General features: G+C 40.5%; 15 protein-coding genes. 11 read left to right on the top strand and 4 right to left on the bottom strand.

Annotation, left to right across the window (positions count from 1 at the left end; genetic code table 11):
- Positions 1–6 precede the first annotated feature (6 nt).
- The 7 genes from AAU57_RS08015 (at position 7) to AAU57_RS07985 (ending at position 5831) form a co-directional block, all read left to right on the top strand.
- Positions 7–1110 (top strand): AI-2E family transporter, encoded by a 1104-nt coding sequence (locus tag AAU57_RS08015; protein WP_055412414.1) that lies wholly within the window; start codon positions 7–9, stop codon positions 1108–1110.
- 6 nt (positions 1111–1116) lie between these two features.
- On the top strand, positions 1117–2286 hold the full coding sequence (locus tag AAU57_RS08010; protein ID WP_055412413.1) for a THUMP-like domain-containing protein: 1170 nt from the start codon (positions 1117–1119) through the stop codon (positions 2284–2286).
- Positions 2283–2975 (top strand): SIR2 family NAD-dependent protein deacylase, encoded by a 693-nt coding sequence (locus AAU57_RS08005; protein ID WP_055412412.1) that lies wholly within the window; start codon positions 2283–2285, stop codon positions 2973–2975. Before AAU57_RS08010 ends, AAU57_RS08005 begins: the two co-directional genes overlap by 4 nt.
- Positions 2972–3556, top strand: coding sequence for a hypothetical protein (locus AAU57_RS08000; RefSeq protein WP_055412411.1), 585 nt, complete (start codon positions 2972–2974; stop codon positions 3554–3556). The genes AAU57_RS08005 and AAU57_RS08000 overlap by 4 nt, the downstream gene beginning before the upstream one ends.
- 64 nt (positions 3557–3620) lie before the next feature.
- Positions 3621–4955 carry an adenylosuccinate lyase gene (gene purB / locus AAU57_RS07995; RefSeq protein WP_055412410.1) on the top strand — a complete coding sequence of 445 codons (1335 nt, stop codon included), beginning with the start codon at positions 3621–3623 and terminating at the stop codon, positions 4953–4955.
- A 98-nt stretch (positions 4956–5053) separates the two neighbouring features.
- A complete protein-coding gene (locus AAU57_RS07990) occupies positions 5054–5209 on the top strand; it encodes a YqaE/Pmp3 family membrane protein (protein ID WP_055412409.1) in 156 nt (51 codons plus the stop codon).
- 49 nt (positions 5210–5258) lie between these two features.
- Positions 5259–5831: a hypothetical protein gene (locus tag AAU57_RS07985; RefSeq protein WP_055412408.1), complete on the top strand. Its 573-nt coding sequence runs from the start codon at positions 5259–5261 to the stop codon at positions 5829–5831.
- Positions 5832–5890: 59 nt separating this feature from the next.
- Here the strand turns inward: AAU57_RS07985 and mazG are convergent, their stop codons facing one another.
- Positions 5891–6667, bottom strand: coding sequence for a nucleoside triphosphate pyrophosphohydrolase (gene mazG, locus AAU57_RS07980; RefSeq protein WP_055412407.1), 777 nt, complete (start codon positions 6665–6667; stop codon positions 5891–5893).
- A 136-nt stretch (positions 6668–6803) separates the two neighbouring features.
- Between mazG and AAU57_RS07975 the strand changes: the two genes are divergently transcribed.
- On the top strand, positions 6804–7553 hold the full coding sequence (locus tag AAU57_RS07975; RefSeq protein ID WP_156340056.1) for a thioredoxin family protein: 750 nt from the start codon (positions 6804–6806) through the stop codon (positions 7551–7553).
- Here AAU57_RS07975 and AAU57_RS07970 read toward each other — a convergent pair.
- The 3 genes from AAU57_RS07970 to AAU57_RS07960 form a co-directional block, all read right to left on the bottom strand.
- On the bottom strand, positions 7550–8431 hold the full coding sequence (locus tag AAU57_RS07970; RefSeq protein ID WP_156340054.1) for a hypothetical protein: 882 nt from the start codon (positions 8429–8431) through the stop codon (positions 7550–7552). The genes AAU57_RS07975 and AAU57_RS07970 overlap by 4 nt on opposite strands.
- Before the next feature lie 65 nt (positions 8432–8496).
- Entirely contained in the window at positions 8497–9960 is a 1464-nt protein-coding gene (locus tag AAU57_RS07965) for a hypothetical protein (RefSeq protein WP_055412404.1), read from the bottom strand.
- Positions 9961–10082: 122 nt separating this feature from the next.
- Complete coding sequence (locus tag AAU57_RS07960; protein ID WP_055412403.1) at positions 10083–11237, bottom strand: vWA domain-containing protein; 1155 nt, start codon at positions 11235–11237, stop codon at positions 10083–10085.
- A gap of 185 nt (positions 11238–11422) precedes the next feature.
- On the opposite strand from AAU57_RS07960, the gene AAU57_RS07955 reads away from it, so the two are divergent.
- From AAU57_RS07955 to AAU57_RS07945, 3 genes are all read left to right on the top strand, one after another.
- Positions 11423–11959, top strand: a complete 537-nt coding sequence (locus tag AAU57_RS07955) for an inorganic diphosphatase (protein ID WP_197275400.1) — start codon at positions 11423–11425, stop codon at positions 11957–11959.
- 64 nt (positions 11960–12023) lie between these two features.
- Entirely contained in the window at positions 12024–12383 is a 360-nt protein-coding gene (locus AAU57_RS07950; protein WP_055412402.1) for a DUF4907 domain-containing protein, read from the top strand.
- Complete coding sequence (locus AAU57_RS07945; RefSeq protein WP_055412401.1) at positions 12380–13603, top strand: kelch repeat-containing protein; 1224 nt, start codon at positions 12380–12382, stop codon at positions 13601–13603. The genes AAU57_RS07950 and AAU57_RS07945 overlap by 4 nt, the downstream gene beginning before the upstream one ends.
- Positions 13604–13651 lie beyond the last annotated feature (48 nt).

Raw genomic sequence — 13651 nt, 5'->3', positions numbered from 1 at the left:
CTATTTATGGGTACAAGAGCTACCTCGCGAGCCATCGCTTTTGGATTACTAAGAGCACTACTTATTATTGCTGGTGTATTCCTGCTCGCTTGGTTTCTTTGGGAAATCCAGTCGGTTTTGTTCTACATAGGGTTTGCGGCGGTGCTATCTCTAGTCGGGCGACCTATTGTTTTGTTCTTAAGAGATAGACTTAATTTTCCCAATACTCTAGCCGTTATCGTCACTTTGATTATTCTATTTTCAGTCATCGTCGGCGCGATATTGATGATCATTCCTGTAATTGCAGAGCAAGGTGAGAATATTTCCAAAATTGATATCGAAGAAGTCAAAGACAATCTGGAAGTACTCAACACTCAGATTAGTGATTATTTTGGAATCAGTAAGGTGAATGTTCTGGAACGCATTCAAAACCTTGAATTTGTTAGGGAAAACCTGACCATGGACTTGATACCGCAGTTTGTCAATGGTTTGTTTGGTACTTTGGGAAGCTTGTTAATTGGATTATTCTCCATTCTATTTATTTCCTTTTTCCTCTTGAAAGACAGTCGATTACTTCTAGAAGGAGTTTTGGTATTCTCTAAAAAAGGTAATGAAGGCCAGTTTTTAAGAGCTTTTACTAAAATCAAGCAACTCCTTTCTAGATATTTCATAGGACTGATTTTCCAAATCCTGATCATTTTTGTTCTCTATGGGATTTTGCTCCTGTCATTAGGAACTGAAAATGCCTTGATCATCGCCTTTTTCTGTGCGCTGCTCAATTTGATTCCGTATTTAGGACCAGCTATAGGCTACTTTTTAATGAGTGCATTTGTCATAAGTGACAACCTTGGGGCCAACTTTACAGAAATCATTCTACCGCAACTTATTGTGGTGAGCATAGGTTACGGTATTATTCAGATGATCGATAATTTCTTAAACCAGCCTTTAATCTTTGGAAAGTCTGTGAAATCGCATCCATTGGAGATTTTTATCATTATTCTGATTGCTGGATTACTGTTTGGGATCATAGGACTGGTGCTTGCCATACCTACCTACACGGCGATCAAGGTCATTTCCAAAGAATTTTTGAGCGAGTACAAAATCGTTAAGAAGCTAACGCAAAATCTGTAAAACCTAATGAATCATCAATTGTTGCAACCGCAGGTGAGAGCCTATCTGCTGCAGCATTTGCATGAGAATGCAGCGGTGTTTTTGCTGCGCTCACATCCTTTTGAGATCGATAATAAAGAGTTGGCAGAACAGCTCATCGGCCTTCAAAAAGCCCATTCTAAATTCCCAATACTTTTTGAAAATGACCAGGTGATCTATCCGCCTAAGGTCAATCTTGAGCAAACCAGTAGTTGGGAAACGGCGGTCTATAAAGCCAGCATCATCAAGGGCAACAGCATGATTGATCTCACTGGCGGCATGGGAATAGATGATATCGCTTTCGCGAAAGCGTACTCCAAAACCATCCATATAGAACTCGACCCAACGCTTCAAGAAATAGCCAGCCATAATTTTAAAGCTCTAAATTCAGGAATTGAAAGCCACCAAGGCGATGGGATTTCTTTCCTCACATCTACAGATCAAACATTTGACCTCATCTATCTGGATCCCAGCAGAAAAACGGCGGCCACGAACAAGGCGATTTTATTGGCAGACTATGAACCAGATGTTACTAAGCATCAAAATTTGCTGTTTGAAAGAGGTGCAACTATCATGATTAAAACCTCGCCTATGCTGGATATCACTGCTGGGATGAGACAACTTGCACATGTATCTCAAATCCATATTGTAGCTGTAAAAAATGAGGTGAAGGAACTGCTCTGGATCTTGAATAGAAACAGCACGAAGACTCAAGTGACGGCAGTCAACCTAGCGACTGACCAACCCAATTTTAAGTACATGCTAGATCAAGATACTCCTATTGAATTGGGAGCATTACAAAAGTATCTGTATGAACCCAACGCTGCGATTATGAAGTCGCAAGCTTTTGCCGAGTTGAGCGCTCAATTTCAGGTTTCAAAAATTGATCAGGATGCGCATTTGTTTACGCATGACGAAATAATAAAATTTCCAGGGCGATCTTTTGAAGTTTTGAGCGTGCAGGACTACAAGCCTAAGGTGATCAAACGTCAATTTGGGAAAGGTGCGCATGCTGTTGTGACGAGAAACTTTCGCGAAAGCGTAAAAAAAATACGCACTATATTTAATTTTACAGAACACGAGACCAACTACCTTTTTTTTACCAGTATCGCTGGTCGCGGTCCTGTGGTTATAGAAGCTATTAAGATCCAGTCATGAAAAAAATCATCATCTTATCTGGCGCAGGTGTCAGTGCAGAAAGTGGTATCGCCACCTTTAGGGATGCTGATGGACTATGGGAAGGACACGACGTGATGGAAGTTGCATCGCCACAAGGTTTTGAGAACAATCCTTCTTTAGTTTTGGATTTCTACAACCAGCGTAGAGCGCAACTTCATACGGTCGAGCCCAATGAGGCTCATTATTGTATTGCGGCACTCGAGCGCAATTATGAAGTACACGTGATCACGCAAAATGTGGATGACCTTCATGAACGTGCTGGATCCACCAATGTACTGCATTTGCATGGCGAGCTGCTCAAGGCGCGCAGCACCTCAAATCCCAGCTACATTGTGGACTGGACGGACGACATCACTGTAGCAGATTCTTGTCCAGAGGGTTCCCAAATGAGGCCACATATCGTGTGGTTTGGCGAGGAAGTTCCCGCCATGGAAACCGCGATCGAACTCACGGCTCAAGCCGATGCGGTAATCATTGTAGGCACGTCCCTACAGGTATATCCTGCGGCAGGTTTGATGCACTATGCTCCACAAGAAACACCTATCTATTTGATAGATCCACGACCTAATCTTAAAAGTAATGGTAACTTAACCGTGATAGAAGAAAATGCAAGCACTGGTGTACGCAAGGCTTGTGACATGATTCACCTATCTCTAACTAACACATGAACACATTGAAAGTACCTATTCTCAAAGAGCAATTAGCAGATTTATACCCGTACAAGGAATCACGTGTGCGCCTTGCGACTAAGTTCGTTCAGGAAGGTGCCATCGAGGATCTTATTGCCTATTGCCATCCTTCATCGCCCGTTTCCCACAAGGCATGCTGGTGTCTGGAACAGGCTTACTATCTTTTTCCTGAAACCTGTTATCCACACATGGAGAAGATATTTAGTCTTTACACCACTCAAGTCAATGTGAGTGGTATGAGATGTTTGCTTAAAATAGGTTTTGAAGTTCTCAAGTCCTATTATGGGCCACGTGATCACGAGGTAAAACAATTGATCACTCAAGAAATGAAAGAACAATTAGTCAGAGCATCGTTTGACGCGTTGATCAATGATAGCGGCAGATCTGCAAACTTGATGTATGCTACGAGAAGCCTGTATCTCATGCGCAATGAGTTTGATTTGATCCCACATCAACTACCCGTTTTTATTGAGCGGCTGATCATGGATCCAGAAAATAAAGGCTATCGCAGTTGCGGTCGTGAGATCCTAACCAAATTAAGCTGGCAAAAACAGGCTTAACCGGCACATCTACAGTGCTGAATCGCTCTTAAAATCTTATTTTTGCGAGCTTTAAAGATCTACTATGTCCTTACAAGCTATTTCACCTATTGATGGTCGTTATCATACTAAAGTCGCAGCGCTGTCAGACTACTTTTCAGAAGCGGCACTTATCAAGTATAGAGTGCTTATTGAGGTTGAATATTTTATCGCTTTAAGCGAAAGCGGAATCGCCCAACTGCAACCGTTCAAGGAAGAAACTAAATCACTCTTATGCGATCTTTATCGCAACTTCACGGAAGAGGACGCGCAGGAAATCAAGTTTATAGAAAAGACGACCAACCATGATGTCAAGGCAGTCGAATATTTCTTAAAGAAAAAATTTGATCTCATGGATCTGGTGGCTCACAAAGAATTTATCCACTTTGGACTTACCTCTCAGGACATCAACAATACCGCTATACCTCTATCTATTAAAGAAGCAGTTCAAGAGGTTTACATTCCAGAATTGGAAGCTCTTATTTCTCAACTGGAAGTCCTTGTAAATGAATGGAAGGACATACCATTGCTGGCGCGTACTCATGGACAACCTGCATCACCTACACGATTAGGAAAAGAGTTTGACGTATTTGTCGTCAGGTTAAAAGAGCAATTATCCACGCTTAAGAATATACCCAATGCAGCAAAATTTGGTGGCGCTACAGGAAATTACAATGCGCATCATGTAGCGTTTCCCCAAGTGGACTGGAAAGCCTTTGGATCTGATTTTGTGGAAAACAGATTAGGACTAAAACATAGTTTTCCCACCACGCAGATTGAGCACTACGACTTTATGGCTTCGCTTTTTGACGCCATGAAACGTATTAACACCATATTGATAGATTTAGATAGGGACATCTGGACCTATATATCCATGGACTATTTCAAGCAAAAAATTAAAGCTGGTGAAATAGGATCCAGTGCTATGCCACATAAGGTCAACCCTATCGATTTTGAAAATAGTGAAGGTAATTTAGGTATTGCAAATGCCATATTTGAACACTTATCGGCAAAGCTTCCTGTATCTAGGTTACAACGTGATCTGACAGATTCTACGGTATTACGTAATGTTGGTGTGCCCATTGCCCATACGATTATCGCTTTTAAGGCGACCGCTAAAGGATTGGATAAATTGCTTTTGAATTCTGATAAAATTGCCCAAGATCTTGATAACAACTGGGCCGTAGTTGCAGAGGCGGTTCAGACAATTTTGAGACGCGAGGCCTATCCTAATCCTTATGAAGCATTAAAGCAATTGACAAGGACTAATGAAAAGATTACCGCCACCAGTATGGCTCAATTTATAGAGGATCTGGATGTAAACGAATCCATTAAGGAAGAATTAAGAGTCATCACACCTTCTTCATTTACAGGTATTTAATCCTAATTAATAAGTTAATTCCTACTTAATTGGGGTTTAGTTAACGACCTCAAGGAGACTATAGTTCTAGTTTTGAATTACAATCAAAAACTAAAACTATGAGTTTACTAACCATCATTTTGAACATTTTTATTCCGCCACTAGGTGTAGGCCTGGCAAAAGGATTCGGTAAAGATTTTATTATCAATTTAATCTTGACGTTGATATTCTTTATACCTGGAGTGATACACGCATTTATCGTGACCTCGAGGTAATCCGATTAAAAACATTTAACCACTATTATAAACTAAAAAACTAAAAATTATGAAGATTAAATTATTATCCATATTCGCTCTTATTGCAATATTAACAAGCTGTGACATCAAAAAAACAGATGGCGGTGAATTGCCAGAAGTTGATGTAGATGTTGAAGCAGAAGCAGGTGAACTTCCAGAATATGATGTTGATTGGATGGACGTTGACGTAACCACTACTACAAGAACTGTTGAAGTCCCTAAACTGGTAGTTGTGATGGAAGAAGAGCAAGTAGAAGTTCCCGTATTAGATGTTGACATGCCTGGAGATAAGATGGAAAGAACTCTTACTGTAGAAGCAGAAATTGCTGGTACAGATCAAGATCTTGAAATCCAAGAAGTAAGAGCTACCAATAACAAGTTGTATGTCATCTCAACTCTTGAAGACAATGGAACTGACCTTGAAGGTAAAACCATTCGCAGACAAGATCAAGTGGTACTTAACGCGCCAAGTCTAGATGTTGAATACATTATTGTTGGAGAAAAGCCTAACAGAATTTTCAATAACAACAATAGATATTTTGCTGACATGTCTAGTCTAGACGATGATATTGCAAATGCAAAAGTTATCTATAACAAGTAATTGCACTGAAAAAATTGAAATGAAAAAGAGAAGAATGGCGCCCGTTGGGCGCCATTTTTTTATCCTAGCTTTTTAGCCTCATCCCAGAAAACATCCATTTCGGCAAGAGTCATGTCGCTCAAGTTCTTTCCCAGTTCACCTGCTTTAGATTCCAGATATTGAAAGCGCTTGATAAATTTTTTATTGGTGCGCTCCAGCGCGTCCTCTGGATTGACTCCTAGATGCTTGCCATAATTGACTAAAGAGAACAGCACATCGCCAAATTCTGCTTCAATAGCATCCTTGTTGCCGTTGTCTACCTCTTCTTGAAGTTCTTGCAGTTCCTCTTCCAGTTTTTCCTTGACCTGCTCTGGTCGTTCCCAGTCAAAGCCTACACCAGCGACCTTGTCTTGAATTCGAGAACTTTTTACTAATGCCGGTAAACTTTTAGGCACACCTTCCAGCACGCTTTTTTTACCTTCTTTAAGCTTGAGCGCTTCCCAGTTTTGCTTGACCTCTTCTTCATCGGCCACCTCAACATCGCCATAGATATGTGGATGCCTGGATACCAGCTTGTCGCATATCCCATGAGCCACGGTGGCAATGTCAAAATCGTTGGTTTCAGAGCCTATTTTGGAATAAAAAACAATGTGTAGCAACAAATCTCCCAACTCTTTAGGGATCTCTTCCATATCATTATCCAGTATCGCATCGCCCAGCTCATAGGTTTCCTCAATGGTAAGATGTCGCAGGGATTGCAAGGTCTGCTTACGGTCCCATGGACATCCTTCCCGCAACTCATCCATAATGGTAAGCAATCGGTCCAGCGCTTCAAGTTGTTCTTTTCGGTTATTCATGCAATAGGTTTATGATGATGTGGTAAGTTCTTATTTTTGATTGTGGGTGGTTGAAAGATGTCGCTTTCGCGAAAACGAACTCAACAACAATCACTTTGGTATAAAATTAGATAGCAAGTTGCCAAACGCAGTACTTATGAAATACTTTCTTATCACTTTTTGTTCACTTTTTATGCTGAATGCGGCTACAGCGCAAGATTTTATTGCAGATGCTGACATGTCAACCACCGTAATGAAAGCTGACAATGAGATGAAAGTACTTTATTTTACGGCAAGCTGGTGCGGTCCTTGCCGCATGATGAAACCTGGCATTGAAAAAATGGCCAGCGATCCCAAAGCTGTGGCCACCATTTATAAAATGGACATTGACCAGAATATTACCGATGATATTCTCAATATCGCTGGCGTACCTACTTTCGTATTTTTAAAGAACGGTACAGTGCTGGGACAGCACACTGGCGCGATGGCAGATGCAGACTTGAAAACGCTTTTTTCAAAGCATGCCATCATGAAACCTACCAAGGAGCTCCTAGCCTATCAACCGGTACCTAGCGACTTAAAGGTGATCGCTGGTGCTCATCCTAAATTGACCAAGACCAATCTACAAACCCTATGGCACAGCGATGCCAACTTGAATAGAATGGCGTGGTCCATCTATAACAATCTGACAGATGTTAAGGATCTTCAAGCAGGATTGGTACTTGTAAACAGGTCCTTTGAAATCAAACCATCTAGTGGTACCTTGTTTTTAAAAACAAGCTATCTAAAGAAATTGGGAGCCAAAAAAGAGGCACTCGCCACCGCACAGAAAGCTAGAAAAATGATGGTTGCCAACGGTGAATACACAGGTACTCTCGATAACCTAGTAAAGGAAAATAAAGGCTAGTCTTCTGTTCTTTCCAGCAGGATGGCTTGAAACTCTTCCCAGCATTGTGTGGCGGTAACCTCAGTTCCAGTAAGGTCTAAGTCGAGACAATCGTAAAGCTTTCTACTCTGCTCGTTAGGTGTTAGCTCCTTGAGATGGTCGAGTTCTTCCAGATAAATAGAATCATTAACTCTTGAGGCCAGCTTGGTTCTATAAACTGGAAATTGTCCAAAATCCCTAAATACCTTGCTCATGGAATTCATCTGGTCATACGCCTTTTCATATTCACCAACTCTTTCATAGTACATTGCGCTCTCTGCGGTTTCCATAGAGTTTTTGAGATGTCTCATGATTCGCTCACTTCCAAAATCATATTCCAAAAAGGCTTTAGCCAGTTGGCCAAAGCTTTTACCATCGTAAACGTTGTAAAAATTCACTAAAACAAACTCTCCACCCTTATTCTCTTTGAGATACAGCACTAAGAAGTTCACTAGATCTTGCTGATCCTGAGTAACTACATCTAAGGTGACTACAGATACATTACCATATTGTCTGGTATCCAGCAATCTGACCACATACTGTTGATTTGCAATAGCTGTGGTCAACGTAGCGATACTTTGACCCAGCGTATTCACTAGCGTACCCATAATTAAGGATTGTTCCTGTGCGCTGAATTGGTAGAAATTTTTACCCAAACGTTTTGAGAACGACTTATGGTCAAATTGATCCATAACCACATGAGGTCTGTTGGCACCAATGGCATCCATGAGACTCACGGCTGTCATGTGTAGTTTTTGTTGTTGTTCTTTGTTTAATTGTAGGTCTGGCTCGACTTCAGGTTCTGACTTGCAGGATATAAAAGCAGTGGTAATGAAAAGAATAAAGTAAAGGGATCGCATAAAAAAAGGTTGATATTCAAAGGTATTACCCATGAACATCAACCCATAAAGAATTGCAGTATTTTTTAAATACCCTTTACAAAATCACTGTAAAGGTCATTGAATTGGTAGCCTTCTGTAAATCGTTTTTTACTGAGCTTGTCAAATTCTACAAGCGCCCAAAGGATAAACTCCTTTAAAAAATAACGATCTTCCATACTGGTTTCTGGCTGGTGTTTTTGCACCAGATCTTCCAGTGGCGTTACCTGATCAATCAGTGCTCTATAATCAGAATCATTTAGTTCATCCAATAGTTCCAAGGCATCATTATTAAAGAACCATTCTACCAGCTTGTCGTAAGGTGTTTCTTCATCTGGCTTCTTGAGTTTTTTGAGCTCTGGGAAATAGGATGGGAATAAAGTCTTGATAGCATCTCCTATTAATTCGTTTGCGACAAAAGCAGCACCTTCTTGCTCTCCTTCATAAACCAATTCAATCTTTCCAGTGATGGACGGAATCACTCCAGCAAAATCAGATAGACGTATCACAGTCTTATCATCACCATTCATAAGGGAACGACGCTCTGCAGTGCTTAATAGATTTTCATAAGCCGTGATACTCATACGGGCGCTCACACCGCTCTTTTCATCTACATATTCTGACTCACGTGCAGAAAAACTGATCTGCTCTAGTAGGTCTTTAGCCAGTTCAGGAACATAAACTATTTCCTTGATGCGATCATCGTTACGGGCTTCCTGTTGGGTAATCGTTTTGGCAATCTCGATGCTCTCTGGATAGTGCGTAAGGATTTGTGAACCTATTCTGTCTTTTAATGGCGTCACGATGCTACCGCGGTTGGTATAATCTTCTGGATTGGCTGTAAAAACAAACTGCATATCCAGCGCGAGTCTTAGTTTAAAACCTCTAATTTGGATGTCACCTTCCTGTAGAATGTTGAAAAGCGCCACTTGAATTCTAGCCTGTAAATCTGGAAGCTCGTTGATAACGAAAATACAGCGGTTCGCTCGCGGAATCATACCGTAGTGAATCACGCGATCATCAGCATAACTCAATTTGAGATTAGCTGCTTTAATGGGATCGATATCTCCTATCAAGTCTGCTACCGTCACGTCTGGCGTGGCTAGTTTTTCATAAAAACGATCGTCGCGATGTAACCATGAAATAGGCGTGTTATCGCCGTGTTCCTCAATAAGCTGTTGCGCAGTTCTAGACAACGGTGCCAGTGGATCATCGTGGATCTCACTATCAGAGACGAATGGTATGTACTCATCCAACAAACCAGTCATGAGTCTTGCCAGTCGTGTTTTTGCCTGTCCACGTAATCCTAAAAGATTGATGTTGTGTTTAGACAAAATGGCGCGTTCCAATTCTGGTATCACACTATTCTCGTAACCATGAATTCCTGTAAATGAATCTTTACCGCTTTTGATATTCTCTTTAAGATTATCTCTCAACTCGTCTTTGATGGATTTTGATTTCCATCCAGAGGTTTTGAGTTCGCCTAATGTCTTAATATTTTCTATGTTCATATTTTTATTGTCTTCCCGTTGATTAACGGAATCTATTCTTGATTAAATCATCTCTCTTTCGAGATCGCTACACCAATCCTTGAAGTAGTACTTAGCTAAGCTCGAATAAGTATTGTAATTTTCTATTTCAATCTCTTTCTCCTATTTGCTTCATAATCATGAAAGATCATCTCACCTAGCCCTTGAAGCCCAGTGAAAAATGCCTTTCCTTGATTAGCCTCAGTGAATTCATCAATGAAACGTTGCAAATAAGGATCATTAGCAATCATAAAAGTGGTAATGGGAATATGCAAACGTCTTGCCTGTGCGGCCATCGTGTAGCATTTTTCCACAATATATTCATCCAACCCATTGGAGTTTTTATAATACCGACCATCTTTCAATCGCAGGCAACTGGGTTTACCATCAGTGATCATAAAGATCTGCTTATTGGTATTTCTCTTGCGGCGCAAAATGTCCATGGCCAGTTGTAAACCAGCTACTGTATTTGTGTGATAAGGTCCAACTTTTAAATAAGGTAAATCGGCTATTTTGATGGGCCAGGCATCATTACCAAATACGATGATATCCAGCGTGTCCTTGGGATAACGTGTGGTGATCAATTCCGCCAGCGCCATGGCAACTTTTTTTGCAGGTGTGATGCGATCTTCCCCATAAAGAATCATGGAGTGTGAGATATCAATCATCAACACGGTACTCATTTGTGCTTTGAATTGCGTGTCCTCAACGATCAAATCACTTTCTGAAAGATAGAAATCGTCCATCCCATGATTGATCTGCGCGTTGCGCAAACTCTCGGTCATGGAAATGCGATCCAGACCATCGCCAAATCGATATTCTCTAAAATCACCGGTATGTTCATCACCAGACCCTAATTTGTTGGTCTTGTGGTTACCGGTATTTCCCTTGCGCATGTTCCCAAAAATCTGATTCAAGGCATGTTTGCGCAGCAGTTGCTCCGTTTTGGCCGTGATCGAGTATTTTCCAGGTCCACTGCCTTCCTCGTCTCCTTCTCCATCGCCATTGGCATTGGGATCAAATTCTTCTCTTATATAGCCACGTTCTTTAAGATCTTCTATAAAATCGTCGATGGTATATTCTGGTGTAGTAAGCTTGTATTCCTTATCCAGCTCGCGCAACCAGTCAATGGCCTCGTCAAAATCTCCTGAAGTATGCGTGATAAGCTCTTTGAAAATATCAAACAACTTATCAAATGGATCCAACTCTTTGGGATCGTAGAATTCAAACTTAAAGCCGCTGCGTTCCTGTCTCGTCATAGTTTAAAGATAGTCGTCAGACGTGAACAAAATTTACGCTTTTGGTCTTTTAACACGCCTTTAGCTGCAAGGAGTCATCGGTAAAAATCACTGGAGTTGATGATTGTGATGAGTTTTGTGTGGAGTTCGCTTTCGCGAAAGCGTATAAACCTTAAATTTGCAAGCTTTTATAAAAACCGATGACTATGAAAATGAATCCGTGGCATGATGTAAGTTATGGCGAGAATGCTCCAGAAACGGTAACTGGAATTATTGAAATACCAAAGAATACGAGAGCTAAATACGAGCTGGACAAGGAATCTGGAATGTTGATCCTGGATCGTGTGATCTACTCGTCCATGTATTATCCAACCAATTACGGTTTTATACCACGCACCTATTGTGATGACCAGGATCCACTTGATATCCTGGTACTATCACAAATTGAGATTGTTCCCATGTGTCTGGTTGAGGCTAAAGTCATAGGCGTGATGCAAATGATGGATGGCGGCGAGATGGATGACAAAATTATAGCCGTTGCAGCTAACGACATGAGTGTCGCGCACTTCAATGACGTGTCAGAACTGCCAGAATACTGGAAAAAGGAAATGCGCAATTTCTTTGAAGACTACAAAAAGCTAGAGAACAAAACGGTGGATGTAGAAGATTTCCAGGGACGCGAGAAGGCCATGAAAATTGTACAACAAGCCATCGTGGATTATGAGAAAAAGTTCGGCAAGTAAATTTGAAAGCCTTGTTGAGGCCTTCCAACCATTTTATCTATAAAAGGTTTTAACGACCAACAGGATGAATGTAACATCTACACACAAATTGATTTTTTTAATTAGTTCTTTATTAGTAACTATAATAGGCCTTTATTTTATTAATCAAGAGGCCCAAGAAAATTCTCCTGTAAAGGTCAATCAAAATGTAGTCGTCGATACGCACGAAGTAAATGGTGGCTGGGGTTTCTACATTATAAAACAGGACAAAAAATTAATTGTACAAAATCAAATACCAGCAGTCAACGGCTTGCAGTTGTTTAGATCAAAACGTGATGCAGATAAGGTTGGGGAATTGATGAAATTTAAAATCATGCACAATATTTTCCCTCCATCCGTATCTTTGAAAGAATTGGATAGCCTACAAATAAACTATACTCCATGAAAAAAACTTTACTCTTTCTATTTTGTATTATAATCGGCAATTCTATTCAAGCTCAAGAAAGCTGGATACCTGTTGCTGGTTTTCAAGGTAATCCACGAGCATGGGCTAGCGGCTTTTCAATAGGCGATAAAGGTTATATCAGTACTGGCGGTACTAACGGTACCTATTATAACGATTTGTGGGAATATGATCCCACTAACGACACTTGGACCCAAAAAGCTGATGTAGGTGGCTCTCTAAGAGGTGGTGCCATTAGTTTTTCCGTTGACGGAATCGGATATCTAGGTTTAGGCGGCAATAGCAGTGGGCAAGAAAGTTCAAGGGACATTTGGGAATATAATCCAGATACCAACCGGTGGTCATTCAATTCCTTTATCCCAGGAAGTGGACTTAGAAATTCCGTTGCATTTGTGATTAACGATAAAGCATATTTGGGTACTGGTTCAACTTTATCGAGTGTAGGGAATGAGACCAATGATTTCTGGGAATTTAATCCTAAAGGAAAAATATGGACGAGAAAAGCAAATGTGCCAGGAGAAGTGAGGACTAGAGCCGTTGGGTTTGCCAGTGATTCAAAAGGTTATATAGGTCTAGGGAAAAACAATCAAAATGAAGGACCTAGAGATTTGAAGGATTTCTATGAATATGACACAGCAAAAAACGTCTGGACAAAAAAATCTGATTATCCTGGGAATGCTTCTACTGATTGTGTTTTTTTTGCATTAAACAATTATGGCTATGCAGGTATGGGTTATCAGACAGCAAGAGACTTCTGGAGGTATGATTTTGAAAACGGTGAATGGACTGAAGCAGAATCATTTTGGGGTAATGGTCGTATTGCACCAACTTCCTTTTCTATTAACAATGTAGGTTATATGGGTTTAGGTTATACAACAAATGCAGCAGGTACTGTGGAATTCAATGACTTCTGGAAATTTGAGGATGCCACACTAAGTATCGAAGAAACTCTCTCGACTAAAACTTCCATTTCAATTTTCCCTAACCCAGTTCGCAACGAGTTGAATTATTCATTAGCTGGAGGTAAATTAACTCAGCCTGAAACAATCGAAATAAAAAATTTGCACGGACAAACGATAGAAGCCATAGATTCAAATACAAATAATGGAAAGGCAGATGTTGCACATTTAAGTGCTGGCATGTATTTCATCACTATCAAAACTAGGCAAGGAGATTACACGAAACCATTTTTGAAAAGATAGTTTTCAAATAAAGTTTCAATAATGGATAACGTCCTTTTTACAGTCCTG

The sequence above is a fragment of the Nonlabens sp. YIK11 genome (assembly GCF_001413925.1).
In the GTDB taxonomy this organism is placed as follows: Bacteria; Bacteroidota; Bacteroidia; order Flavobacteriales; family Flavobacteriaceae; genus Nonlabens.
The sequence above is the reverse complement of the archived record's forward strand: the minus strand, read 5'-3'. Positions and strand labels throughout refer to the sequence as shown.